The following is a 25,045-nucleotide window of genomic DNA, read 5'->3' as shown; positions in this document are numbered from 1 at the left end:
CGCGCCGTCAGCCCTTCATCATGTTGATGTCTTCAACCGCGATCGTGCCGCGGTTGCGGAAGTAGACGACCAGAATGGCAAGGCCGATGGCCGCTTCCGCCGCGGCAACGGTCAGGATGAATAGTGCGAATACCTGGCCGACGACGTCGCCCATATGCGTCGAGAACGCCACGAAGTTGATGTTCACCGCGAGCAAGATGAGCTCCACGGACATCAGAATGACGATGACGTTCTTGCGATTGAGAAAGATGCCAAACACCCCGAGGGTGAAGAGGACGGCCGCGACGGTGAGATAGTGAACAAGCCCGATGGTCATTGCCGGCCCCCTTATACGCCCTGCCGCGAAGGCACCTTGCGGACTTCCATGGCCGACGCCTTGTTGCGCGCTACCTGCGCCGAGATGTCCTGACGCTTGATATTCGGCTTGTGGCGAAGCGTCAGCACGATGGCGCCGACCATCGCGACCAGCAGGATGAAACCGGCTGCCTGGAAGAAGAAGAAGTAGCGCGTGTAAAGCACTTGGCCGATGGCCTGGATGTTGGACACGTCCGTCGCCGTCGCCACCACCGCGGGCCTGATGCTGGCCGGGTCGATCGAGAAGAGACCGACGACGAGGACGAGCTCGACGAGGAAGATGACCCCGATGAGCGCGCCGATCGGCAGGTAGCTGAGGAAGCCTTCACGCAATTCCGCGAAGTCGACGTCGAGCATCATGACCACGAAGAGGAAGAGCACCGCGACCGCGCCGACGTAGACGACCACCAGGATCAGCGCCAGGAATTCCGCGCCCATCAGCATGAAGAGCCCGGCGGCGTTGACGAAGGCCAGAATGAGGAACAGCACCGCATGCACGGGATTGCGCGACGCAATCACCATGAAGGCGGAGGCGATGCACACCCCGGCGAAGAGATAGAAGAAGAAAGCTTGCCCCGTCATAGGCACTGCCCCGTGCGGTGGTTCGTCGCTCCGTCATCGCGCTTGGCCGGTCATGCCCGGCAGCCGCCCGATGGGGAAAACGGCGGGAAAAACAATCAGCGATAAGGCGCGTCGCTGGCGATATTGCGCGCGATATCGCGCTCCCAACGAGCCCCATTATCCAGGAGCCGCTCCTTGTCGTAGTAGAGCTCCTCGCGGGTCTCCACGGCGAATTCGAAATTCGGCCCCTCGACGATGGCGTCCACTGGGCAGGCTTCCTGGCAGAAGCCGCAGTAGATGCATTTCACCATGTCGATGTCATAACGGGTCGTGCGACGAGTGCCGTCATTGCGGCGCGGGCCAGCCTCGATGGTGATGGCCTGCGCGGGGCAGATCGCCTCGCAGAGCTTGCACGCGATGCAGCGCTCCTCGCCGTTGGGATACCGACGCAATGCGTGCTCACCGCGGAAGCGCGGCGACAGCTCTCCCTTCTCGAAGGGATAATTCAAGGTCGCTTTAGGCTTGAAGAAATACCGCATCGACAGGAAGAACGCCGATACGAACTCCTTCAGGAATAGCGACCTTGCGGCCTGATCGAGCCCCATGACTGGCTCCATTCTCCAATTGGCGCGAGGATCGCGCCTTACGCGTTACGTTCAATCGAGGGCCTCGCCCAGGGCGTAGCCGACGACCGGAAAGACAATCAGCGACTTGGCGAGCAGAAGCCGCCGGAACCGCCTGGTCCTGGCCGCGAATGTCGCCATTTCCTCCTCTGTCGGCGACACGTCGTCGACAGCCTGCACATGATGTTCGACCATCCTGAGGATGATCCACCGGTTCAACACCCCCACCGCGAAACCGATCAAGGCGCCGATCAAACCGGCGTTCGACAACACCACAACAGCCTCACGGCGTCGGGGCCCAACCCGTCAGCTGCAGCACCGCGGCCACGATAACGACCATCGCCAGCGAGATCGGCAGGAAGACCTTCCAGCCGAGCCGCATGAGCTGGTCGTAGCGATAGCGCGGCACGAAGGCCTTCACCATGGCGAACATGAAGAAGACGAGGCAGACCTTCAGGATGAACCAGATGATGCCGGGAACCCAGGTGAACGGCGGCAGCGCGATCGGCGGTGCCCAGCCCCCGAAGAACAGGATGGTCGTCATCGCGCACATCAGCACGATCGACACATATTCGCCGAGCATGAACAGGAGATACGGCGTCGAGGAATATTCGACCATGAAGCCGGCCACGAGCTCCGATTCCGCTTCGGCGAGATCGAAAGGTGGGCGGTTCGTTTCCGCAAGCGCCGAGATGAAGAAGATCACCAGCATCGGCAGAAGTGGCAACCAGTACCAGTTGAGGAAGGAGAGCCACGGCACGCCGAGCATCGTCGCCAGGCCACGCGTCTCCTGCGCCTGCACGACGGCGGTGAGGTTGAGCGAGCCGACGCACAGCAGAACCGTGATGATGACGAAGCCGATGGAGACTTCGTAGCTCACCATCTGGGCAGCGGAACGCAGCGCGGACAGGAAGGGATATTTCGAGTTCGAGGCCCAGCCACCGATGATGATGCCGTAGACGCCGAGCGACGAGATGGCGAGCACGTAAAGCACGCCGAGGTTGAGATCGGCGATCGCCCACCCCTCCGCCACCGGGATCACGGCCCAGCCCGCGAGCGCCAGTACACAGGTTAGAAGCGGCGCGAGCAGAAAAAGCGCCTTGTCCGAGCCCGCCGGAACTACCGGCTCCTTGAAGACGAACTTCAGGAGGTCGGCGAAGGACTGGAAGAGGCCGAACGGACCGACCACATTCGGTCCGCGGCGGAGCTGCACCGCCGCCCACACCTTGCGGTCGGCTAGCAGGAGATAGGCGATGAGGATCAGGAGCGCGACGAGGAGCAACAGGCTCTTGCCGACGATGAGCGCGATCGTGAGGAAAAGGTCCATCAATCGAGCCCCTTATTCGGCGGCCTGTCGCACGGCACCATGGGCAAGGGCCGAGCATTCGGCCATCACCGTCGACGCGCGCGCGATGGGGTTGGTCAGGTAGAAGTCCGCGACCGCGGAGACGAATGCCGCGTCGCTGGGCGCTCCCGCGGCGGACGCCAGGGTCTCGAGCGCTGCCGGATCGCCGACGAGCACGCTGTCGATATCCGCGAACTCCGGATAAGCCGCATAAAGAGCCTGGCGGAGCTGGCTCAAGCTATCGAATGGGAGCCGGTGGCCAAGAACGTCAGACAGTGCCCGCAGGATCGCCCAGTCTTCGCGCGCGTCGCCAGGCGGGAACGCGGCGCGGTTGGCGAGCTGCACCCGGCCCTCGGTATTCACGTAGGTGCCGGATTTCTCCGTATAGGCAGCGCCTGGCAGGATGACATCAGCGCGATGGGCGCCATTGTCGCCGTGGGTGCCCTGATAGATCACGAAGGCGCCGGGAGCGATTTCGGCCTCGTCTGCGCCGAGGAGGAACAAGACGTCCAGCGCACCGGCGCCCGTCATCGCGCGGGCATCGAGCCCACCCTCGCCCGGTACCAGGCCGAGCTCGAGCGAACCAACGCGCGAGGCAGCCGTATGCAGCACCGAAAAGCCGTTCCAACCGTCCTTGACGGCGCCGACTGCGAGCGCGAGCTTGGCGGCAAGCGCATGAACGGCAGCACCATCCTCTCTGGTCAGGGCGCCTTGCCCTAGGATGATCAGCGGCCGCTCGGCCTCCGCAAGCACCTTCGCGAAGCTATGGTCGCCCTTCACCAAGTCGGCGAGTGTCGAAGGCCCAGCCCCGAGATAATCATAGGGATAGGTGAGATCGACAGCTTCGCCGACGAGCCCGATCGAAACAGGACCGCTGCGCCAACGCTTGCGGATGCGAGCGTTCAGCACCGAACCTTCAACACGGGGATTGGAGCCGACGATCAAGATGGCGTCGGCGTCGTCGACGCCGGCGATGGTTGCGTTGAAGAGATAGCTGGCGCGCCCGAGCTTCGGATCGAGCACGGTGCTGTCGCCGCGTCCGTCGATATTGGCAGAACCGAGCTTCTCCACCAGAGCCTTCAGGGCGAAGCTGTCCTCGACGGAAGCCAGATCACCGACGATGGCACCGATCCGCTCGGGCTTTGTGGCCTTGACCTTGGCCGCGATGGCCGCGAAAGCCTCGTTCCATGATGCCGGACGCAGCTTGCCGTTCTCACGCAGATACGGCCGGTCCAGTCGCTGGCGGCGCAGGCCATCCCAGATGAAGCGGGTCTTGTCCGAGATCCACTCCTCGTTCACCGCGTCGTTGGTCCTCGGCAGGATGCGCATCACCTCACGCCCGCGCGCATCGACGCGGATCGCCGAGCCGAGCCCGTCCATCACATCGATGGACTCCGTCTTCGACAGCTCCCAGGGACGGGCCTGGAATGCGTAAGGCTTCGACGTCAATGCTCCGACCGGGCAGAGGTCGATGACGTTGCCCTGCAGCTCGGACCGCATGGCGTGTTCGAGATAGGTCGTGATCTCCATGTCCTCGCCGCGGCCGATGGCGCCAAGATCCGGCACGCCGGCGACTTCCGTGGTGAAACGGATGCAGCGTGTGCAATGGATGCAGCGGTTCATCGACGTCTTGACAAGGGGACCGATATATTTGTCTTCGACGGCCCGCTTGTTCTCGGCATAGCGGCTCGTATCGACGCCATAGGCCATCGCCTGGTCCTGCAGGTCGCACTCGCCGCCCTGGTCGCAGATCGGGCAGTCCAGCGGATGGTTGATGAGGAGAAACTCCATCACCCCTTCGCGCGCGCGCTTCACCATCGGTGAGCGCGTGAACACCACCGGCGGCTCGCCGTTCGGCCCAGGCCGCAGGTCACGCACGCCCATGGCGCAGGAGGCCACCGGCTTCGGCGGGCCGCCCTTCACCTCGACAAGGCACATGCGGCAATTGCCGGCAATCGACAGACGCTCGTGATAGCAGAAGCGCGGAATCTCGGCGCCCGCTTCCTCGCAGGCCTGGAGGAGCGTGTACTCCGCCGGGACTTCGATCTCCTTGCCGTCGACGATGATCTTCGCCATCTCGTCTTACTCCGCCGCCTGCAGAACAGGCTCGCTATGCGGATTGGCCGCATATTGGTCGATCCGCCGCTCGATCTCGGGACGGAAATGCCGGATGAGCCCCTGGACCGGCCAAGCGGCCGCGTCGCCCAGAGCGCAAATGGTGTGTCCCTCGATCCGCGTGGTCACGTCGAGGAGCGCGTCGATCTCGCGCTTCTGCGCGCGACCTTCAGCCATACGGTTCAACACGCGCCACATCCACCCCGTGCCTTCGCGGCAGGGCGTGCATTGGCCGCAGCTTTCGTGTTTGAAGAAGTATGAGATCCGCGCGATCGCCCTGACGATGTCCGTGGACTTGTCCATGACGAGCACGCCGGCCGTGCCGAAGCTCGACTTCACGGCGCGGGTGCCGTCGAAGTCCATGATCAGATCCATGCATTGCTCGGCCGGGATGACGGGGCAGGACGCGCCGCCGGGAATGATCGCCAGCAGGTTGTCCCAACCGCCGCGGATACCGCCGCCGTGCTTTTCGATCAGCTCCTTGAACGGGATGCTCATCGATTCCTCGACGACGCAGGGCGTGTTCACATGGCCGGAGATGCCATAGAGCTTGGTGCCCACATTGTTCGGCCGGCCGAAGCTCGCAAACCAGGCCGCGCCGCGCCGCAAAATGGTGCCAGCGACCGCAATCGACTCGACGTTGTTGACGGTGGTGGGGCAGCCATAGAGGCCCATATTGGCAGGGAATGGCGGCTTCAGCCGCGGCATGCCCTTCTTGCCTTCGAGGCTTTCCAGAAGGGCCGTTTCCTCGCCGCAGATATAGGCGCCGGCGCCGTGATGCACATAAAGATCAAAGGGATAGCCGTGAACGTTGTCCTTGCCGATGAGCTTTGCCTCATAGGCTTCGTCAACGGCCCGCTGTAATGCCTCGCGCTCGGCAATGTATTCGCCGCGGATGTAGATGTAGGCGGCATGCGCGCCCATGGCGAAGGAGGCGATCATGCACCCCTCGATCAAGAGATGCGGATCGTGCCGCATGATCTCCCGATCCTTGCAGGTACCAGGCTCCGACTCGTCCGCATTGACGACCAGATAATGAGGCCGCCCGTCCGACTGCTTCGGCATGAAGGACCACTTCATACCCGTCGGGAAGCCCGCGCCGCCACGACCGCGCAGGCCCGACTTCTTCATCTCGTCGATGATCCAGTCACGGCCCTGTTCCAGCAGGAACTTCGTGCCGTCCCAGTTGCCGCGCATCAGCGCCGCCTTCAGGCCGGGGCTCTGCAAGCCGTAGAGATTAGTGAAGATGCGGTCCCTGTCATGAAGCATGGCCGCTCACCCCTTCGCCTTGTCGTCGGGATTGGACGGGTTGGCAGGCGCCGTCGGTGCAGTGCCCCTGTCCTTCGCCCGCTCGTTCTCCTCGGTCGGATTGGCGGGCGCCGCCTTCGTGTTATCGGCTGCGGACACCGGCGCCTTGCCGTCCGCGACGCGCTCGGCCGGGCTATCGGCGGCCTGCTGCTCGGGACGCGTGCCGGCGGACTTCTTCGGTTCCTTGACCTGGGCCGCTTCTGCCGCCGCCGCAGCAGCCTCAGCCTTCGCCTTCTCCTCGGCAGCGGCCTTGGCCTTGGCTTCTTCCTCTTCGAAGCGCTTCCTCCATGAGCCGATGACGGAGCCGTCATAGAGGGACGGATCGGTCAGGGAGGTCAGGCCCCTCTCGGGCTCAGACGACGTGCGCTCATTCTGCGGACCGATCTTGACCGGCTTGCCGGCAGCCAAATTGTCGAGAAGAGTATTCAGGCTCTCCGGCGTCAGATCTTCATAGTAGTCGTCGTTGATCTGCACCATCGGCGCGTTACAGCAGGCACCGAGGCATTCCACCTCGAGCCAGGAGAAATTGCCATCCGCCGAGACATGATGTTGATCGCCGAAGCGAGCCTGCAGGACATCCCGCAGCGCACCGGCGCCGCGAACCATGCACGGCGTCGTGCCGCAGAGCTGGACGAAATATTTGCCGACCGGCTCCAGGTTGAACATCGTGTAGAAGGTCGCCACCTCCAGTACACGGATATAGGCCATGCCGAGAAGCTCGGCGATGTTCCGGATGGCGGCCTCAGGCAGCCATCCCCCACACTGCTCCTGCGCTTTCCACAACAGTGAAATGACGGCGGAGGCTTGCCGGCCCTCGGGATATTTGGCGATCTGCTCGCCTGCCCAGACAGCGTTCTCCGCCGTGAAGGCGAAGGACGAAGGCTGGACATCGGGGGGCGCAAGACGGCGAACAGCCATATCAGCAGCTCCTCATCATCATGGTCACCGGTCAACCTCCCCGAACACGATGTCGAGCGACCCCAGGATAGCCGAGACGTCCGCGAGCATGTGTCCGCGGCACAGGAAATCCATCGCCTGTAGATGCGCAAACCCCGGCGCCTTGATCTTGCACCGGTAGGGCTTGTTCGTGCCGTCGGACACGAGATAGACACCGAATTCACCCTTGGGCGCCTCGACAGCGGCATAAACGTCACCGGCGGGCACGTGGTAGCCCTCGGTATAGAGCTTGAAGTGATGGATGAGCGCTTCCATCGAGCGCTTCATCTCACCGCGCTTCGGGGGCACGATCTTGTTGTCGACGGCGGAATGCGGCCCCTGCCCTGCCGGCGAGCGCAACAGCTCGCAGCACTGCTTCATGAGGGAGGCGGACTGCCGCATCTCTTCCATACGGATGCAATAACGGTCGTAACAGTCGCCGTTCTTGCCGATGGGAATGTCGAAATCGAGCTCTTCGTAGCACTCGTAGGGCTGCGACTTGCGCAGATCCCAGGCCGCGCCTGAACCGCGGACCATCACGCCCGAGAACCCCCAAGCCCAGCACTCATCAAGGCTGACAACGCCGATATCGACGTTGCGCTGCTTGAAGATGCGGTTCTCGGTCAGCAGATCCTCGAGATCGTCGCAGACCTTCAGGAAGGGATCACAGAAGGCATAGATATCGTCGATGAGCTTCGGCGGAAGGTCCTGATGCACGCCGCCGGGCCGGAAATAAGCCGCATGCATGCGCGCGCCCGAGGCCCGCTCGTAGAAGACCATCAGCTTCTCGCGCTCCTCGAAGCCCCACAGTGGCGGCGTCAGCGCGCCGACGTCCATGGCCTGCGTGGTGACATTGAGGAGATGCGAGAGAAGCCGCCCGATTTCCGAATAGAGCACGCGGATGAGCTGCCCGCGCTTCGGCACGGTAATGCCGAGCAGCCGCTCCACTGCGAGCGCGAACGCGTGTTCCTGATTCATCGGCGCGACATAGTCGAGCCGGTCGAAATAAGGCACGGCTTGCAGATAGGTTTTGGCTTCTATCAGCTTCTCAGTGCCACGATGCAGCAGCCCGATATGCGGATCGACGCGCTCGACAACCTCGCCGTCGAGCTCCAGCACCAAGCGCAACACGCCGTGGGCCGCCGGATGCTGCGGACCGAAGTTGATCGAGAAATTGCGGATCTCGTGCTCGCTCATTCTGATCCCGCCTGTTGTGCGGCGAATTCAGCCATGATCTCGGCGCCGGTCTTGCGGGGGCGGTCCCCCACAAAACTATAGAGATCCGGCTTTTCGTCGATGAAGATCTCTTCGGCGAAGACGAAGGACGACTTGTCGTCGAAGCTCTGCATGGAGACGGCGACGTTCCCTCCCTGCTGCCCGCGCAAACGCCACATCAGGCTCGTCCCGCACGTCTTGCAGAAAAGGCGCTCGCCCCATTCGGAAGAGGGATAGACGCCCAACGCGCTCTCGTCAGCGACGGTGATCTCCGCGCAGGGCACTGTCATGAAGACGCCACCGCTCCACCGCTGGCACATGCCGCAATGGCAGACATCCATTTCGTGCTTGGCGGGCACGGCCGAAAAACGAACCGCGCCGCAAAGACAGCCCCCGGGGATAGCCGATGATGCAGCGGAAGCCATCGCGGTCAATTCCCCTTCGCTTTTTCATCGCCGGGAAGGATATATTCGGTCCCTTCCCACGGTGACAGGAAGTCGAAGTTGCGGAACTCCTGGTTCAGGCGCACCGGCTCGTACACCACGCGCTTCTCGCTGTCGTTGTAGCGAACTTCGACGAAGCCGGTCAGCGGGAAATCCTTCCGCAGCGGATGCCCCTCGAAACCGTAGTCGGTCAGGATGCGCCTGAGATCCGGATGGCCGGAGAAGATGACCCCATAAAGGTCGTAGACTTCACGCTCGAACCAGTCAGCCGCGGGAAATATGCCGACTGCACTCGGCACGCGGGTTCCCTCATCCGCCTGAACCTTCACGCGGATCCGCCGATTAAATGACGGCGACAGAAGATGGTAGACGACATCGAAGCGCATCGGGCGCGCCGGATAATCGACACCGCAGATGTCGGTGAAGTTCACGAAGCGGCAAACGGGATCGTCCCGAAGGAACTTCAGGACGCGGAGGATGTCGCTGGCAGGAGCCAGAATGGCGAGCTCGCCAAAGGCGACAACCGCCTCTATGCCCTCCCCCAAAGCGCCAATCACGTGGGCTCCGAGCGTTTCGAGCTCGCCAAGCGGAGCCGGAACCTCGAGGGTCTCGTCCTTGGCCGCGTTAGGGTCGATATCCGTCGTCATGCGATCACCCGCAATCAGCGTTCGATGGTGCCGGTGCGGCGAATCTTCTTCTGGAGAAGGAGGACGCCGTATAGGAGCGCTTCCGCCGTCGGCGGGCACCCTGGCACATAAATGTCGACAGGCACGACGCGGTCACAACCGCGCACAACCGAGTAGGAATAGTGGTAGTAGCCACCGCCGTTGGCGCATGAACCCATGGAGATGACGTAGCGGGGCTCCGGCATCTGGTCGTAGACCTTACGGAGTGCAGGCGCCATCTTGTTCGTCAGGGTGCCGGCGACGATCATGACGTCCGACTGCCGCGGCGAGGCCCGCGGCGCGAAGCCGAAGCGCTCGACATCATAGCGTGGCATCGACACCTGCATCATTTCCACGGCGCAGCACGCGAGACCGAAGGTCATCCACATCAGCGAGCCGGTGCGCGCCCAGGTGATGAGCTCGTCGGTGGACGTGACGAGGAAACCCTTGTCGGCGAGCTCATCGTTCAGACCCGTAAAAAACGAATCGTGGCGCGGCGGCTGGGCCCCACCCTGCGGCAGGATAAGACCACCACCCGCCGGCGCCATGCCCGGCTCCTTGGCGTCAGTGATCAATCCCATTCCAGGGCTCCCTTTCTCCACTCGTAGATGAAGCCGACCGTGAGAACGCCCAAGAAGAGCATCATCGACCAGAAGCCGGCCCAGCCAAGCTCACCGAACACGGTCGCCCAGGGGAACAGGAAGGCCACTTCAAGGTCAAAGATAATGAAGAGGATCGCCACGAGGTAGAAGCGCACATCAAATTTCATGCGCGCGTCATCGAAAGCGTTGAAGCCACATTCGTAGGCTGACAGCTTTTCGGGATCCGGCCGCGAATAGGCCACGATGAAGGGCGATATCAAGAGCGCAAGCCCGATGACGAGCGATACGCCGATGAAAATCACGAGCGGCAGATAGTCGGCCAGGAGGCTTTGCATCCGGAACTCGCAGGCATGGTCCGCAACGCGCGGGGCGAAAAACGACTCAGTGTGAACGATGCAACCCTCGCGCCGCCCACCCTGTCCACGAAGCTAAAGCCCCGCTTGGAGAATTTGCGCCTTTAGAGCGGTTCGCATCTGCGGGGGAGGCTTATTCCATTGGGCCTCATGAAGCAAGTGCTGCGCTGCCGCATCGGTTATCGCAGGTGCGTTATCGCGCCGAAACATTGGAAACAATGCTAAGCTTGGCTAACTGTTTTTTCCATCACCCTTGCGGCGATTGACGAAGACGCCGTTGCCCAGGCCGGTGCCGATGGTCAGGATCCCCCACCTCTCCACATCAGTCATGAAGGGAACCTCGCTCAGCCCCTGAACGATCGCGTCGTTGTGGATCAGCACTGCGGTTTCATGATCGCCGATCACCGGGATTGCCTGTTGCAGTTCGTGCGCAAGATTGAAGCGGCTGCTTTCCCAGTTTCCGGGCAGGTTCTGCGCACCCTTGGTGATGTAGCCGTCGCTGGCGATTTCCCCAGGGCAGCCGACGCCGATAAAAGGCGCGAGCGTAAGCTCGGCCTTGACAGCTTTTTCGATGAGGCCTTCGAGCATTCCGACGAGCCTCTTTACGGCCGCTTCTCGGGTCGGCTTTTCGTCCCGATGGCGCCAGATCTCCGTTTCCCACACATAGGCCTTCCCGAGATCCGGCGCCTTTTTCTGCTTAAGATGGACGACGCCGGCACGGATGTTGGTCCCCCCGATATCGATCGCCAATATGCTGTCATGGCCCGCGAACATCCAGGATGGGGCCAGATGCACCGCTCCGATCAGTCCGGCCTCGTCGGGATGATTGCGGATGAGAGTGAGTTCGACCCCGAGCCCCTCCTCCTTCAGAAGGACGGACGCGCGGCCGATGGCGAGTTCGCCAACGCGGCTGTCACGGAAGCCGCCGCCGAAGACGATCCGTTCAACGCTAGACCAGGACTTCTGTCGCCGGAAGCGGCGGATCACGGCCGTCAACTCCTGCGCGTAGTCCTCGATGGCGCTCATTACCAATCCAGCCGCCGCCGGCTCGCCCTTGACCAGAATGGCCTCGAGTTTGCTCCGTTTGATGGCGTCCGTTTTCTCCTCGCCGAGGGGATCGTCGCCATACTCCCGCAGGGTCTTGCGCAAATTATCGAGAATTTCCGTGAAGGCTCCCTTGGAAGCGCGGTCGCCGACGAAACCCTCGTCATCCTTGAGCTCCGCATTGTAGGTTTCGACGATTACGGATGGCAGAACCTCCGCCCCATGCACCCCCACCGCTGGCGGTGTGTCCGGGGCATCGGACTTATCTTCGTCAGCTTTTGAAGCTTTTCCGGACTTCATCGCGGATCCCTTGGCGGCTGTGTTCTTCATCGGTGCCTTTGTGCGAGCTCGATCTGGCATTGTCGGAGGCTTGAGCTTGTCTGCCGTCTGTCCCAACCCGCGCTCGGCAGTGATTGTTCCGGCTGAGCTCTGGTCGAAAGGCTGGGTAACGCATGGGGGAACAGATCCGCCCGCCGATCGTTCCCCCGATGACCAATCAGAGAAGGAGGCTTGCATGCATGCCGAACTCAATAAGCCCGCGCGTCTGCAATACTGGTCGGCGGACCGGGAAGCGAGCGAACGCGACGCCATCGATTTCGAAACGCTGGACGATGCCGTTGCCTTCGCGATGACGCAGAAGCCCGGGAACAAGGAGATCGCCTGGGTACGCACGGAAAGCGGCGAAACGCTCACGCCTGAGAAGCTCGCGGCGCTTTGGGAGCTTACCCGCATGCGCCAATAGGCCTGATGGGCTCATGCACGCGGCTCATGGCAGACCCGCGTGCATGACGCTATCGGTCACGCACTTGTGCCCGCCGGAGGATACCTTCTATCGTGGAAGGAGGTGTGACGGACGCTCGAAGGGGAATCAGGACATCCGTCCACAGACCGAGAGGGCGGAATGGTCGATCAATTCCTTGCAGACGACGCGCGGGATCAAGCACAAGCCGAAGCGGCCGGTTCATCGTCTTCCAATGCGCAGCCCATCATCGATACGCATCTTCATCTGATCGAGCCCAAACGGTTTACCTATCCCTGGATCTCAACCGAGCCACGGCTGCAGCGTACGTTCGACCTCACAGAGTACTGGAGTGAGGCGAAGCTCCTGGGGATTTCCGCCGCCTTGCACATGGAAGTCGACGTGTCGCCTGAACAGGTTGAGGCGGAAGTTGTTCACGTGACGGGTCTCGGTCCTCCCGTAGCCGGTGCGATCGCAGGATGTCGGCCTGACCTGCCTTCTTTTCCCGAACACATCGAGAGGCTGGGCTCTTATCCTCATGTTAAAGGCGTCAGGCATGTCTTTCAGGGCAAACCTGGCATCTATGAAAGCCCGTTTCTCGTCGACAACCTGCAGCGGCTCGGGCCGCTCGGCCTGACATTCGACCTGTGCGTTCTCGGGCATGAGTTGCCGCTTGCAACCGCCCTCGCAGCCAAATGCCCTGACGTGCAGTTCGTGCTGGACCATTGTGGAAAGCCAGGGAGTGGCGAGCTTGACGCGTGGAAGAGAGATCTGGCCGCCCTCGCCCACCTGCCCAATGTGGCCTGCAAATTTTCCGGTCTTATCTCCTACGCCGCCCCAATTCACTGGACCTTGCAGGATCTTCGCCCGGCGGCCGAGCATGTGATCGCGACCTTCGGCTGGGACAGACTGGTCTGGGGCAGCGACTGGCCGGTCTGCACCCTAAGCGGCAGCCTCACGCGTTGGGTAGCGGCGACCCACGTCCTTCTCCGCGGCAGCACGCCCACCGAGCAGGCCAAGCTGCTCGCCACGAATGCCGAGCGGATCTATCGGCTGACGTAAGATGGCGCGCCACCCAGACGCCGATTTTGCCGCCCGGCCTGCCCCATGGGGAAAGGGGCCGTACGCGCACGTTTTCCTCTCCCCGCGGGGAGAGGGCTGGGGCGAAGGGCAGTCGTTCTCCGCCGCGGGGGCCTTCCCTCGCCCGCGCCTGCGGCGCGACCGCTCCCTCCAGGGAGCAAGCGGTGGTCGTCGTCGCGAGAGGACGCGCCATCAGCGGCGCGGTTCGTTGCCACCCTTCAAGCCGGCCCGTCTAAGCGCGTCGGCCAAGGCGCCGCCCGCTTCCTTTGGGGAGGGCTGCTGACGCTGGGGCGGGCGGCTCGCCTGTGGCGTGGCTGAACGTGGCCCTTGCCTCTCCGACCCGCCACGCCGCGGCTCCCGCGTGACATCGTCGTCGAGGCGCATGGTCAGGGCGATGCGCTTGCGCGCCTGGTCAACCTCCAGAACCTTGACCCGCACGATGTCGCCGGGCTTGGCGACCGCACGCGGGTCCTTCACGAAAGTCGACGCCATCGCGGAGATGTGGACGAGCCCGTCCTGGTGCACGCCGATGTCGACAAAAGCGCCGAAGGCCGCGACATTGGTGACGACCCCCTCGAGCATCATGCCGGGCTCGAGATCGCTCAGCTTCTCCACGCCCTCGCGGAAGGTCGCGGTCTTGAAGGCCGGGCGCGGGTCACGACCAGGCTTTTCCAGTTCCTTGAGAATGTCCGTCACGGTCGGCAGGCCGAAGGTCTCGTCCGTGAAGCGCGCCGGCTGGATGCCGCGCAGCACCGTCGTGTTGCCGATGAGGCCACGGATATTGCTCTTCGTCGCTTCCAGAATGCGGCGTACCACCGGATAGGCTTCCGGATGGACGCTGGAGGCATCGAGCGGATCGTCACCATTGGGAATACGCAGGAAGCCGGCCGCCTGCTCGAAGGCCTTCGGCCCGAGCCGCGCAACCTTCTTCAGGTCGCTGCGCTTGCGGAAGGGGCCGTTCTCATCGCGGTGGAGCACGATGTTCTGGGCAAGCCCCTCCCCCACGCCGGAGACCCGGGCGAGCAGCGGCGCCGACGCCGTGTTCACGTCGACGCCGACCGCGTTCACACAGTCCTCGACCACCGCATCGAGCGAGCGCGACAGCTTCGATTCGCTGAGGTCGTGCTGGTACTGTCCGACGCCGATCGATTTCGGATCGATCTTCACGAGTTCCGCCAGCGGGTCCTGCAAACGACGTGCGATCGAGACCGCCCCGCGCAACGAGACGTCGAGGTCCGGCAGTTCCTGCGAGGCAAAGGCGGAGGCCGAATAGACCGAGGCGCCGGCCTCCGACACCATGACCTTGGTGAGCTTGAGGTCGGGGTAGCGCTGGATGAGCTCGGCGGCGAGCTTGTCGGTCTCGCGCGAGGCCGTGCCGTTGCCGATCGCCACGAGCTCGACCTTGTGGCGCGCCGCGAGCGCCGCCAGCGTCGCGATCGCCTCGTCCCAGCGCCGCTGCGGCTCATGCGGATAGATGGTCGCCGTCGCCACGACGCGTGAAGTCGCGTCCACCACAGCCACCTTCACGCCCGTCCGGAAGCCGGGATCGAGGCCCATGGTGGCGCGGGTGCCGGCCGGCGCCGCCAGCAGGAGATCACGCAGGTTGCCGGCGAAGACTTTCACCGCCTCGTCCTCGGCGGCCTGCCAGAGCCGGCCGCGCAGGTCCACGCTGATATGCACGAGGATCTTGGTGCGCCAGGCCCAGCGCACGGTCTCGGCAAGCCATCTGTCGCCGGGCCTGCCCTGGTCGGCGATGCCGAAGCGATGCGCGATGCGCCGCTCGTAAGTGCCGGGCTGCGGCGTTCCTGCCTTGACCGCGGGCGGCGCCTCCGGTTCCGGTTCGATGCGGATGTCGAGGATCTCCTCCTTCTCGCCGCGGTAGAGCGCGAGAATGCGATGCGACGGCAGCTTCACCAGGGGCTCGCTGAAATCGAAATAGTCCGCGAACTTGGCGCCGGCCGTCTCCTTGCCGTCGCGGACCTTGGAGGTGGCCTTGCCCCGGGTCCAAACCTCCTCGCGCAGATGGCCGATGAGGTCCGCATCTTCCGAAAAGCGCTCGACCAGGATGGCGCGGGCGCCGTCGAGCGCCGCCTGGGTGTCGGCAATGCCCTTGTCGGCATTCACGAAAGCGGCCGCCTGCGCGGCCGGATCGAGCGCGGGCCTGGCCAGAAGCGCCTCGGCGAGCGGCCCGAGCCCCGCCTCGCGGGCAATCTGCGCCTTGGTGCGGCGCTTCGGCTTGAACGGCAGGTAGATGTCTTCCAGCCGCGCCTTGGTATCGGCCGTATTGATCGCCGCCTCCAGCGCGGCATCGAGCTTGCCCTGCTCGGCGATGCTGGCGAGGACAGCGGCGCGGCGCTCCTCGAGATCGCGGAGATAGCGAAGCCGCTCATCAAGCGTGCGCAGTTGCGCGTCATCCAGGGCGCCGGTCGCCTCCTTGCGGTAGCGTGCGACGAAGGGCACCGTCGCCCCGCCGTCCAACAGCTCCACGGCGGCTGTGACCTGCTTTTCCTGAACGCCCAGCTCGTCGGCGATACGCTGATTGATGGATACCATCGGGCTCCCGCAAATTCCTATGTGACGGTCGTCATTCCGGAGGATATGAGGCCTGGCTCCAGGCCGGTCATGGTCTCCGATTTCTTCCCATAGCCAAAGGCCGGGCACGTGGCCATTTCAAGACCTTGACAGGCAATCACCTGGCATCGATGGCGGAGCGTTGTGGATTGCTTTACAGCGGACCGAAGCCACAGCACAATTCGCTCCCTGCGTCGACAACGGACATCGCGGCCATGGCGAACTTGAAGACTGCGGCAGCGCCCCCCCCTGCGGCGCCCCTGCCCGCCCGGGGCGTCACGCGCCTCACGCATAATCCCGAGGGGCCAGCGGGCCGGCTGACGATCCGGGTCGATCTGGGCGAGCAGGGCGCGCTCGGCCCCGGCAAGATCAGGCTGATGGAGCTCATCGGCGAGACCGGCTCCATATCGGCCGCCCGCCGTGCCATGGAGATGTCCTATCGCCGCGCCTGGCTGCTGATCGACAGTCTCAACCGGGCCTTTCGCGCGCCGCTGGTCGCTACCCAGCATGGCGGCCCGCGCGGCGGCGGCGCGGTGCTCACCCCCCTCGGCCAGGATATCGTGGCGCGCTATCGCCGGCTCGAACGCACCGCCCATGCAGCGGTTGCTGCGGATCTCGACGCCTTGGCGGAGGCTGTGGCGACGGAGTAACGGAACGAGGCTCAGTCGGCGGCGTCCGCTGCCGAATGCCCCTCTTCCCCGCGCTCCTCCGGCAGGAACGAAACGGCTTTCACCACGGCGAAGACCGTCCTGCCCGGTGCGAGCGCCAGCCCCTCCAGGGAGCGCCGCGTCAACCGCGCCAGAAGCGGCACGCCCCGGCAGTCGAGCCGGATGTCCACCGCCGCGCCCGCGGCCTCGCCGACTTCGGCGACGACGCCTTCGATGACATTGAGCGCACTGAGATCCTCGGGCCGCCGCGTCGCCAGCATGACGTCGCGCGCCCGGATATGAAGGCGGACGGGGGCGCCGACCGCCTTCGCCACGGCCGGGATGAAGAGCTCGCCGGCCAGGGTCGCGACAACCGTCAGGCCATAGGTCCTATCCTGGGCGGAGACTCTTCCATCAACCACGGCTCCCGCGCCTTCCGGCCCCGTCAGCGGAGACAGATCGAGGCGTTGCATGACATCGGCCGCCCGGCCCGCCGCCGCCACTTCGCCGGCATTGAGAACGACCAGCGTGGTGGCGAGCCGCGCGACCTCGCTCACCGAATGGGTGACATAGACGATCGGTAGCCGCATCTCGTCACGCAGGCGCTCGATGTAGGGCAGGATCTCACCCTTGCGGCTCTCGTCGAGAGCAGCCAGCGGCTCGTCCATCAAGAGAAGCCGTGGACTGGCGAGAAGCGCCCGCCCGATGGCCACGCGCTGCTTCTCGCCGCCCGAGAGACCGGCCGGCCGCCTGTCGAGCAGGTGGCCGATGCCGAGCATGTCGACGATCGGCTCCATGGCGATGCGCTCGCCAGCCGGCACGAAGCCGCGTCCATAGAGGAGGTTGCGGCGCACGCTCATATGCGGAAAGAGGCGCGCTTCCTGGAAGACATAACCCAGGCGCCGGCGATGCTTCGGCACGAAGATGCCGCGGTCGGTATCGACGAGCGTGACGCCGTCGATCACCACGCGCCCCCGGTCCGGCCGCAGCAGGCCGCCGATGATGTTGATGAGCGAGGTCTTGCCCGAGCCCGAGCGGCCGAACAGCGCTGTCACGCCCGCGCCGCCGCTGAAACAGGCAACGAGGCGGAAGGCGCCGAGCCGGTGGGTGACGTCGATGTCGATACTCATGAACTGCTATTCATGATTGCTATTTCGTGGATCGCTATTCATGCCGCCATCGGTCACGCGGCCGCGATGCGGCGGGCGACGCCGCGCGCCAGGAGCTCAGACACGAGAAGCGCGGCCATGGCGATGACCACGGCGACGATGGTCAGCCGCATCGCGCCGCTGTCGCCCCCGGGCACTTGCGTGAAGGTATAGATTGCCGCCGAAAGGGTCTGGGTCTTGCCGGGAATGTTCGACACGAAGGTGATCGTCGCGCCGAACTCGCCCATGGCCTTGGCGAAGGCGATCACCATGCCGGCGATGATGCCCGGCAGGATCAGCGGCAACGTCACCGTCAGGAACACCCAGACAGGGTTGGCCCCGAGCGTGCTGGCCGCCACCTCCAGCCGGGTATCGACGGCCTCGATCGACAGGCGGATCGAGCGCACGAGCAGCGGAAAGGCCATCACCGCGCAGGCAAGCGCCGCTCCCGTCCAGCGGAAGGAAAAGACGATGCCGAAATACTGGTCGAGAAAGGCACCGACCGGCCCGCGCCGACCGAACAGGATGAGCAGGATGAAACCAGTCACGACCGGCGGCAGCACGAGCGGCAGATGCACGATCCCGTTGAGCAGGGAATGCCCCCAGAAGCGGCCGCGCGCGAGCAGGAGCGCGACGATGATCCCCAGCGGCAGGCTGGCGATCATCGCCCAGAAGGACACCTTCAGGCTGAGATGGACCGCCGTCCATTCCGCAGGGCTGAGCTCAAGCCAGGACATTGTGAACCGCTACTCGTGAAGAGTTCATGCGTGATCCGCGATGCGAGAACCCCATCTGGGAAAGGAGAGGACGCCCACGCGCAACGGTCATCCCGGAAGCCGCGAAGCGGCTGTCCGGGACCCATGAACACTACGCGACCTTCCGGGCCTCGGAAAGCTTTCGCCGACGGTGTTCATGGATCCCGGGCTCGTCCTTGCGGACGCCCCGGGATGACCGCGCCGTGACAGATGGGACGACGTCAAACACTCACTGCGTCGCGGCCTTGCCCATCACCGTAAACCCTTCCTTCTCGAAAAGGGGCCTGGCCTTCGGCGACTGCAGGTAGGTGAGGAACTCCGCCGCTTCCGGATTGCTCGAGTCCTTCGTGAGCGCAATCGGGTAAAGTATTGGCGGATGGGAGCTTTCCGGGAAGGTGCCGACAATCTTGACTTGCGGATCGGCGGCGGCGTCGGTGGCATAGACGATGCCGAGTGGCGCCTCTCCGCGGGAAACCAGAAGAAGCGCCGCGCGCACGCTCTCCGCCTGCGCGACCTTCTTCTCGACGCCGGCCCAGGCGCCGAGGGTCTCCAGCGCCGCCTTGCCGTATTTGCCGGCGGGCACGGAAGCCGTATCGCCCATGGCGAGCCGCCCGTCGCCGAGCGCCTTGGCGAGATCGAAGCCCTGCCCGATCTCGATCTCGACCGGGCTGTCCTTCGGCGCGATCAGCACGATGCGGTTGCCGAGCAGCGTCACGCGGCTATCCGGCTTGATGAGATCCTTCTTGGCCAGATAGTCCATCCAGTCGAGATCCGCCGACATGAAGATGTCGGCCGGCGCCCCGGATTCGATCTGCCTGGCGAGTGCCGAGCTCGCCGCATAGGAGACCGTCGCCTGCCTGGAGGTTTCGCCCTTCCACTGGGCGTTGATGGCGTCGAGCGCGTTCTTGAGGCTCGCCGCCGCGAACACGACCGGATCCTTGGCCTGCGCGCCAACTATGCTGCCAAGGCTGACAAGCATCGCCACGGCGACCACGCCGGTGAAACGCGCCATGCGAGCCAACTGGCTCCGCATATCAAGTTGATTGACCATTGTTGCCTGCCCTGCCCCACCGCCGAAATATCTCAATGGATATATCGTTAGCCGATCGCGCCGCGGTTGGGGAGAGCGAAAAAGCGGTCAGGAAGGTCGGCGTGATCCCCCGGCGGGCTGCGCAGCAGCCCGGGAAGGGGATCCACGAAGCGCGAGCTTGGCCCTTTGGATTCCCTTCCCGGCCGGTTTCACTAGCCGCCAGGAATGACACTTCGGCTAGCATTGGAGCCAAGCTTGCCGCCGTCACGCCTTCAGATGCAGTGTCACCAGAACCGTAATCGCTGCGCCGTCGGGCACATCCGCGGTAACACGGATCCAGGTGCCGAAGCGCTCGACACGGGCGAAGCCGATGCCATCCTTCTCGGTCGGCAGCTCGAATTCCGTCCCCTCCGGTGCCCAGCGCATGCCATCCGGCGAGATCTCGATCCTTGCCCGGCCCGGTTTGCCGGTAACAGGTTTCAACGCGCGCACGAAAACGACCGCCTCGTTGGCCCAGCCGGCCTCATAGGGCTCCGTCGCGCTCTTGCCCGTCCAGGTTTCGTTGCGTGCCACGATGGCAGCAAAGCTCTCACGCAGCATCAGAAGTCTCCCGAGAGGCAGACACTGTCGACATACAGGAAAGCCCGCTTGTCAGTGTCGGTTTCGGCGAAGAAGGCGAGATTCAGCATGCACCAGAGGTTCTTCATGGCCGGGATGCGGATGGGCTCGTAGCCGGATACGTCGAACACCCGGTCATTGCAGCGGAAACCGGTGCACTGCATGGTCGCCAGGTCGAAATCGAGGCACAGATACGTCCAGTTCACCTTGGTCGGGATCTCGTTGTAGCAGAGGCGCTGCTCTCCCCCCGGGAGGTCGACCCACCCCTCCGGCGCCAGATGATAATGGCTGACCGTCTTGTCCTCATGGCCGATCGGCTTGAAGGCGGTGGTCTGCGGCTTGAACTGCCAGCGCTGGACATGCTCGCCGTCGAGCGCGTTGAGGAAGCGCAGATGCGGCATCACCCGCTCGCCGCCCTCGCCCGCCCTGTCGCCGACCTGGAGATCGTAGAGGAAGCCGAAAGAGCGCACATCCGCCTCGGACAGCTTGAGCTCGCTCGCTTCCGGCTTGAAGGTGACATAGGCCTCTATGCGAATGGGTCCCGCATGGCGGAAGGTCAGGCGCTTGATCGCGACGTTCTGCGCGCCGCGGCGGGGCCGCGTAGCGATCTTCAGCGCATAGCTGCCGTCGAAGCTGCCGTGGGAGCCGGCGTCCCAATGCGGCAGGGTCGACAGCATCGGCGACAGGTGCTGCGCGTAGCCGGGCAGCATGCTGTCGAGGTCCTCCTCATAATTGCCGACAAGCTGCGTCCAGCCGCAAAAGCCCCGGTCGAAATCGTCGAAAGTAATGATCCGGGGCAAGGGATCGAAACGGCTCAGCGCCGGATTGGCCGTTTGCATGGCCCTCCTGAGGTCGTTCCCGGCGATATCGGTCATTGGTGTGATCCTTCGGACATTGTTTCCTCTGGGGGTTCCTCGTGAGCCTTGCCGATGCTGTAGCTCTTTGCCTGTGCATCGGCTTTGCCCGAAAACGCGTTCCACTTTTCGGGCCGATGCCCTAGCCTTTCGTCGACCCCGCCGTCAGGCCGGCAACGAGATGCTTCTGGGCGAGCACCACGAAGATGAGCACCGGCAGAAGCTGGACAGTCGAGGCGGCGAAGAGGACGCCCCACTCCACCCCTTCCACGGCGCCTATCATTTCCGACAGCACGAGCGGCGCGGTCTTTGCACGCGTCGTGGTGAAGATGAAGGCGAACAGGAATTCGTTCCAGGCATAGACGATCACGAAGACTGCGACCGCCACCATGCCCTGGGCGGACAACGGCAGGATGAGCTTGTAGAGCACCTGCAGCCGGCTTGCGCCATCGAGATGGGCCGCCTCGTCCACCTCCTTGGGGATCTGGTCGATGAAGGTGCGCATGACCAGCGTGCCGAGGGACACGAAGAAGGTGGCGTAGAGGATGATCAGGATGAAATGAGTGTCGTTCAGCCCCAGCCAGTTCACCGCCGGAAACAGCGGCAAGGTGATGACGATGGGTGGAATGAGACGGATGAAAATAAGGAAAAAGGCCGATCCCGCCAGCACCTTGTGACGGAAGCGGGAATAGGCGTAGCCGGCCACTGCGCTCGCCAGCACCGCGACGATGGTCGCGCCGGCGGTGACGATGAGGCTGTTGAGAAGGCCATGGAAGAAATCCCCCCAACGTTCCCATAACGCGACATAATTTGTCCATGTCGGCTGGAACGCGAGACGCGGCGGCACGGCGAAGATGTCGCGGTCCGTCTTGAACGATGACACCATGATCATCGCGATAGGAATGAGCGACCAGGCCAGCACGACCAGGATGGCGATGCCCTTGAGGGCCATGAGGAGCGGGTTACGGCGCATAGGTCGCAAACATCTCCTTGTAGAGGCGCCGGAGATACCAGAGCGCCAGGACGAGCGATGCCACCACGAGGAGCCAGCCGGTCGCGGCGGCGTCGCCGAAGGCGTTGTAGCGGAAGGCCTCGAGATAGAGATAGACCGCGAGCACCTCCGTCTGGCGCGCCGGGCCACCGCCGGTGAGCAGCCACACCTCGGAGAACAGGCGGAAGGCGAAAATATAGCGGAAGAGCATGGCGATCAGCATCGCCGGCACGAGAAGTGGCAGGGTGACCCGGCGGAACCGCGCGAAGCCGCTGGCTCCGTCCATCTGCGCGGCCTCGTAGAGTTCACCGGGAATGGCAAGCCGCGCCGCGTAGAGGATCACGAAAGTGAAGGGCAGATGCAGCCAGATGCTGAGCAGCGAGACGAGCAACAGCCCCTGCCATGGCACCACCGCCCATTCCAGCGGCGGCAGACCAAGAGCCGTCAGCGCTTGCGTCGCGAAGCCGACTTCCGGATCGAACAGGAAGCGCCACATCACGACGGCCGAAACCTCGCTGACCGCATAGGGTGCGAGCACGGCGGCCAGAAGAAGCGGTCGAAAAGGCACGCCGCTCGCGAACAGGAGCGCCATGCCGAGACCAAGCAGAAGCTCCACATGCACGACGATCAGGACGACAATGACCGTATTGACGAGCGCCTTCCAGAAATAGGGGTCGGCCAGCACGCGGGCATAGTTGGCGAGCCCGACGAAGACAGGCGCCTGCCCGAAGGACGATTCCGTCAGGCTGAGCCAGAACACGTAAAGCGCCGGGATGAAGATGATGACGCCGACGAAGAGCTGGACAGGAGCAATGAACCCGAGGGCGGGCAGGAGCGGTGATCGTTGTTCCATCAGGCCCTCAAGCGATGCGGTGACGGGCGAGAACGTCGTAATCGAGCGTCACCCCCAGACCCGGGCCTTGTGGGATCGCGACGCCGCCGTCGATGATTTGCGTGTGGCTGCCGATCACAGGCGCGCATAGCTCGTCCCGCAGGGGATTGTCATAAACCATGCACTCGAAGGTGCGCGTCGTCTCGGCCGCCGCCGCCAGATGCAGGCTCGCCGCCACGCAGATCGCGCCGGACCAGCCCACATGAGGTGCATAGGCCGTGTGGTAGGCTGCCGCCAGCTCCGTTATCCGCCAAGTCTCGGTAATGCCGCCAGAGCGTGTCACGTCCGGCTGGATGAGGCCTAGCGAGCGATCCTCCAGCAGCTGCAGCGCCTCGCTGCCAACATAGTCGCTCTCCCCCGCCGCCAGCCTGATCGGCAGGTGCTGGGCGAGGCGCCGATAGCCCGCGCGGTCGTGCGGCGCGATCGGCTCCTCGAAAAGATCATAGCCGAGGTCGGCGAGTGCCCGGCCGACACGCATGGCGTCGTCCACGTCATAGGCCCAGTTGGCATCGACATAGAGGGCGATGTCGTCACCCGCCAGGCGACGCGCAAGCCGGGCGCGGGCGATGGCCGCCGGGACCGGCCGGCCGAGCTTGACCTTGATCTCGCGGAAGCCCGATGCGAGCGCCGATGCGATCTCCGCCTCCACAGTCGCGTCATCGAGCCAGTTGATCGACGAGGCATAGGCCGGCACACGGCCGCGCCCCATACCGCCGAGCAGGCGGTGGATCGGCTCGCCCGCGCGTTTGCCCGCGAGATCCCAGAGGGCGATGTCGACGGCCGATAGCGCTTCGACCACCTGCCCTCCCGGCCGCCCGGTGAGGGCATTGCGCAGCCGTTGCCACAACGCGCGACGAGGGCTCGAATCCTCCCCCAGGAGGCGCGGTGTGAGCGCCTCGTCAACGAGCGCCGCATAGCCCTTGGCACCACGACGGGCTAGCCCCTCGCCGATGCCGATCAGGCCGTCGGCGGTCTCTACCTCGACAACCAGAATTTCCACGGAGGGATAGTCGCCCTGGGACGTCCGCTGGGCCTTGGGCAGGATCGCCCGCAGCGGATGAGCCGTCACTCGCCGAATCACGGCGCCCGCGTTGTGCATCTCCGCCTCGGCCAATGCCTGGCTGGCAGATGACAAGCGTTCTTGATCAGTCACGCCTTCCTCCCTGTGCGATATTTGCCTAGCAACTTATCTGCTAAGTTGGATAGTTGCAATGCCGCATCAACTTTGTCATAGTCTCCTTGTGGCGCCGCGCCGTCGGCAGGCACGGCCCCGAACGGCCAACGGGCGGCGAACAGCCCTGCCGCCAAGACATCGACATTTAAAAAGGGACCTGGATTGAACGGGACGGTCGACATCGATCCGCTCGACCTTTTGCTCGGGGCTGAAGACGTTGCGCCCGTGCGACTTGGCGAAGCGGTCATCGAGAAGCTGACACAGGCCATTCTGGACGGGCGGTTGAAGCCAGGCGACGCATTGCCTTCGGAAGGGCGGATCGCCGCGTCGTTCGGTGTCAGCAAGCAAGTGGCGCGCGAGGCTATCCGTGAACTCGCCGCCATGGGCGTCGTGCATATCCAGCAAGGCAAGGTCACGCGAATTCGCGATCTCGACGCCGAGCCGCTTGGGCGCTTCTTTCGCTTCGCTGTGCGCGGCAGCGCAACGGGTATCAATGAGGCCATCGAGCTTCGGCGAATTCTCGAGCCGCCGACGACGAGGCTCGCCGCGAAGGCGCGCAGTGAGGCCGAACTCGCCAATCTCGGCGCGATTCTGGCGCGCATGGAGGAGAGCCTTGGTGACGTGCCTTCCTGGATCGAGGCCGATCTCGACTTTCACGAGGCGGTTGGCACCATGTCGGGCAACCGGCTGCTGAAGTTCCAGATCCGCGCGCTCCGGCCCATCATCTCGGAGATCATGGAAATCTTCAACTCACGCGGAAACCGGGGACCGGCGGAATGGCGCGAGACCTATGAGCGCCATGTGCGCATCTTCGAAGCTATCAAGGCGGGCGATGCAAACGCGGCCTTCAACGCGATGAGCCAGCATTTCGAAGCTGCGGATGCGGCGGTGAAGGAGTTGTTCTCCGGCGAGTAAGCCCGCGCCGGACTCGAGACGTGACGATCCGTTGGACCTGCGCAAACGCAGGCAGGCAAGAAATTCG

The 25,045-nt window shown here is 64.0% G+C and carries 28 protein-coding genes; 4 read left to right on the top strand and 24 right to left on the bottom strand.

The genetic code is table 11. From position 1 onward, the window contains the following. Positions 1-7 precede the first annotated feature (7 nt). The 14 genes from nuoK to KIO76_RS18380 form a co-directional block, all read right to left on the bottom strand. Complete coding sequence (nuoK, locus tag KIO76_RS18445; protein ID WP_213324604.1) at positions 8-316, bottom strand: NADH-quinone oxidoreductase subunit NuoK; 309 nt, start codon at positions 314-316, stop codon at positions 8-10. An 11-nt stretch (positions 317-327) separates the two neighbouring features. Continuing rightward, positions 328-936 (bottom strand): NADH-quinone oxidoreductase subunit J, encoded by a 609-nt coding sequence (locus tag KIO76_RS18440; protein ID WP_213324603.1) that lies wholly within the window; start codon positions 934-936, stop codon positions 328-330. A 95-nt stretch (positions 937-1,031) separates the two neighbouring features. Continuing rightward, on the bottom strand, positions 1,032-1,520 hold the full coding sequence (nuoI, locus tag KIO76_RS18435) for an NADH-quinone oxidoreductase subunit NuoI (protein WP_110374011.1): 489 nt from the start codon (positions 1,518-1,520) through the stop codon (positions 1,032-1,034). A gap of 51 nt (positions 1,521-1,571) precedes the next feature. Next, a complete protein-coding gene (locus KIO76_RS18430) occupies positions 1,572-1,814 on the bottom strand; it encodes a hypothetical protein (protein ID WP_213324602.1) in 243 nt (80 codons plus the stop codon). A gap of 7 nt (positions 1,815-1,821) precedes the next feature. Continuing rightward, positions 1,822-2,865: an NADH-quinone oxidoreductase subunit NuoH gene (gene nuoH / locus KIO76_RS18425; protein WP_213324601.1), complete on the bottom strand. Its 1,044-nt coding sequence runs from the start codon at positions 2,863-2,865 to the stop codon at positions 1,822-1,824. Between the two features lie 12 nt (positions 2,866-2,877). After that, a complete protein-coding gene (gene nuoG, locus KIO76_RS18420; RefSeq protein ID WP_213324600.1) occupies positions 2,878-4,959 on the bottom strand; it encodes an NADH-quinone oxidoreductase subunit NuoG in 2,082 nt (693 codons plus the stop codon). 6 nt (positions 4,960-4,965) lie between these two features. After that, positions 4,966-6,267 carry an NADH-quinone oxidoreductase subunit NuoF gene (gene nuoF / locus KIO76_RS18415; protein WP_213324599.1) on the bottom strand — a complete coding sequence of 434 codons (1,302 nt, stop codon included), beginning with the start codon at positions 6,265-6,267 and terminating at the stop codon, positions 4,966-4,968. 6 nt (positions 6,268-6,273) lie between these two features. Then, positions 6,274-7,224: an NADH-quinone oxidoreductase subunit NuoE gene (nuoE, locus tag KIO76_RS18410; RefSeq protein ID WP_213324598.1), complete on the bottom strand. Its 951-nt coding sequence runs from the start codon at positions 7,222-7,224 to the stop codon at positions 6,274-6,276. A gap of 24 nt (positions 7,225-7,248) precedes the next feature. Beyond that, positions 7,249-8,439 carry an NADH-quinone oxidoreductase subunit D gene (locus KIO76_RS18405; RefSeq protein WP_213324597.1) on the bottom strand — a complete coding sequence of 397 codons (1,191 nt, stop codon included), beginning with the start codon at positions 8,437-8,439 and terminating at the stop codon, positions 7,249-7,251. Beyond that, a complete protein-coding gene (locus tag KIO76_RS18400; protein WP_213324596.1) occupies positions 8,436-8,882 on the bottom strand; it encodes a GFA family protein in 447 nt (148 codons plus the stop codon). Before KIO76_RS18400 ends, KIO76_RS18405 begins: the two co-directional genes overlap by 4 nt. A gap of 5 nt (positions 8,883-8,887) precedes the next feature. After that, complete coding sequence (locus tag KIO76_RS18395; protein ID WP_213324595.1) at positions 8,888-9,547, bottom strand: NADH-quinone oxidoreductase subunit C; 660 nt, start codon at positions 9,545-9,547, stop codon at positions 8,888-8,890. 14 nt (positions 9,548-9,561) lie between these two features. Further along, positions 9,562-10,113, bottom strand: coding sequence for a NuoB/complex I 20 kDa subunit family protein (locus KIO76_RS18390; RefSeq protein WP_502761893.1), 552 nt, complete (start codon positions 10,111-10,113; stop codon positions 9,562-9,564). A gap of 23 nt (positions 10,114-10,136) precedes the next feature. Further along, the gene (locus tag KIO76_RS18385) at positions 10,137-10,502 is read right to left on the bottom strand and encodes an NADH-quinone oxidoreductase subunit A (RefSeq protein ID WP_213324593.1); all 366 of its coding nucleotides are present in this window, start codon (positions 10,500-10,502) and stop codon (positions 10,137-10,139) included. Positions 10,503-10,751: 249 nt separating this feature from the next. Then, positions 10,752-11,864 (bottom strand): ROK family protein, encoded by a 1,113-nt coding sequence (locus KIO76_RS18380; RefSeq protein WP_213325337.1) that lies wholly within the window; start codon positions 11,862-11,864, stop codon positions 10,752-10,754. Positions 11,865-12,078: 214 nt separating this feature from the next. On the opposite strand from KIO76_RS18380, the gene KIO76_RS18375 reads away from it, so the two are divergent. Both KIO76_RS18375 and KIO76_RS18370 read left to right on the top strand, forming a co-directional pair. Continuing rightward, positions 12,079-12,306, top strand: coding sequence for a hypothetical protein (locus tag KIO76_RS18375; protein ID WP_213324592.1), 228 nt, complete (start codon positions 12,079-12,081; stop codon positions 12,304-12,306). Between the two features lie 159 nt (positions 12,307-12,465). Continuing rightward, on the top strand, positions 12,466-13,365 hold the full coding sequence (locus tag KIO76_RS18370; RefSeq protein ID WP_213324591.1) for an amidohydrolase family protein: 900 nt from the start codon (positions 12,466-12,468) through the stop codon (positions 13,363-13,365). 210 nt (positions 13,366-13,575) lie between these two features. Here the strand turns inward: KIO76_RS18370 and KIO76_RS18365 are convergent, their stop codons facing one another. Next, a complete protein-coding gene (locus KIO76_RS18365) occupies positions 13,576-15,936 on the bottom strand; it encodes a Tex family protein (protein ID WP_213324590.1) in 2,361 nt (786 codons plus the stop codon). A gap of 233 nt (positions 15,937-16,169) precedes the next feature. Here KIO76_RS18365 and KIO76_RS18360 point away from each other — a divergent pair, with 233 nt between their 5' ends. Beyond that, entirely contained in the window at positions 16,170-16,604 is a 435-nt protein-coding gene (locus KIO76_RS18360; protein ID WP_213324589.1) for a winged helix-turn-helix domain-containing protein, read from the top strand. An 11-nt stretch (positions 16,605-16,615) separates the two neighbouring features. Here KIO76_RS18360 and modC read toward each other — a convergent pair whose 3' ends face one another. The 9 genes from modC to KIO76_RS18315 all read right to left on the bottom strand — a co-directional run bounded on the left by modC (position 16,616) and on the right by KIO76_RS18315 (position 24,245). Beyond that, on the bottom strand, positions 16,616-17,731 hold the full coding sequence (gene modC / locus KIO76_RS18355; RefSeq protein WP_213324588.1) for a molybdenum ABC transporter ATP-binding protein: 1,116 nt from the start codon (positions 17,729-17,731) through the stop codon (positions 16,616-16,618). A 53-nt stretch (positions 17,732-17,784) separates the two neighbouring features. Next, entirely contained in the window at positions 17,785-18,486 is a 702-nt protein-coding gene (gene modB / locus KIO76_RS18350) for a molybdate ABC transporter permease subunit (protein ID WP_213324587.1), read from the bottom strand. A gap of 247 nt (positions 18,487-18,733) precedes the next feature. Beyond that, positions 18,734-19,516 carry a molybdate ABC transporter substrate-binding protein gene (modA, locus tag KIO76_RS18345; protein ID WP_213324586.1) on the bottom strand — a complete coding sequence of 261 codons (783 nt, stop codon included), beginning with the start codon at positions 19,514-19,516 and terminating at the stop codon, positions 18,734-18,736. Positions 19,517-19,798: 282 nt separating this feature from the next. Then, a complete protein-coding gene (locus KIO76_RS18340; protein ID WP_213324585.1) occupies positions 19,799-20,134 on the bottom strand; it encodes a hypothetical protein in 336 nt (111 codons plus the stop codon). Next, positions 20,134-21,027 carry a DUF6772 family protein gene (locus KIO76_RS18335; protein WP_213324584.1) on the bottom strand — a complete coding sequence of 298 codons (894 nt, stop codon included), beginning with the start codon at positions 21,025-21,027 and terminating at the stop codon, positions 20,134-20,136. The genes KIO76_RS18340 and KIO76_RS18335 overlap by 1 nt, the downstream gene beginning before the upstream one ends. Positions 21,028-21,148: 121 nt before the next feature. Further along, complete coding sequence (locus KIO76_RS18330; RefSeq protein ID WP_213324583.1) at positions 21,149-21,979, bottom strand: carbohydrate ABC transporter permease; 831 nt, start codon at positions 21,977-21,979, stop codon at positions 21,149-21,151. Then, positions 21,969-22,850 carry a carbohydrate ABC transporter permease gene (locus tag KIO76_RS18325; protein WP_213324582.1) on the bottom strand — a complete coding sequence of 294 codons (882 nt, stop codon included), beginning with the start codon at positions 22,848-22,850 and terminating at the stop codon, positions 21,969-21,971. The genes KIO76_RS18330 and KIO76_RS18325 overlap by 11 nt, the downstream gene beginning before the upstream one ends. Before the next feature lie 7 nt (positions 22,851-22,857). Further along, on the bottom strand, positions 22,858-24,042 hold the full coding sequence (locus tag KIO76_RS18320; RefSeq protein WP_291975498.1) for a mandelate racemase/muconate lactonizing enzyme family protein: 1,185 nt from the start codon (positions 24,040-24,042) through the stop codon (positions 22,858-22,860). Then, complete coding sequence (locus KIO76_RS18315; RefSeq protein WP_213324581.1) at positions 24,039-24,245, bottom strand: hypothetical protein; 207 nt, start codon at positions 24,243-24,245, stop codon at positions 24,039-24,041. Before KIO76_RS18315 ends, KIO76_RS18320 begins: the two co-directional genes overlap by 4 nt. Here KIO76_RS18315 and KIO76_RS18310 point away from each other — a divergent pair. Continuing rightward, the gene (locus KIO76_RS18310) at positions 24,226-24,978 is read left to right on the top strand and encodes a FadR/GntR family transcriptional regulator (protein ID WP_213324580.1); all 753 of its coding nucleotides are present in this window, start codon (positions 24,226-24,228) and stop codon (positions 24,976-24,978) included. The two genes, KIO76_RS18315 and KIO76_RS18310, sit on opposite strands and share 20 nt — an antisense overlap. Positions 24,979-25,045: the final 67 nt, after the last annotated feature.

The sequence above is a fragment of the Chelatococcus sp. YT9 genome, from assembly GCF_018398315.1.
In the GTDB taxonomy this organism is placed as follows: Bacteria; Pseudomonadota; Alphaproteobacteria; order Rhizobiales; family Beijerinckiaceae; genus Chelatococcus.
The sequence above is the reverse complement of the archived record's forward strand: the minus strand, read 5'-3'. Positions and strand labels throughout refer to the sequence as shown.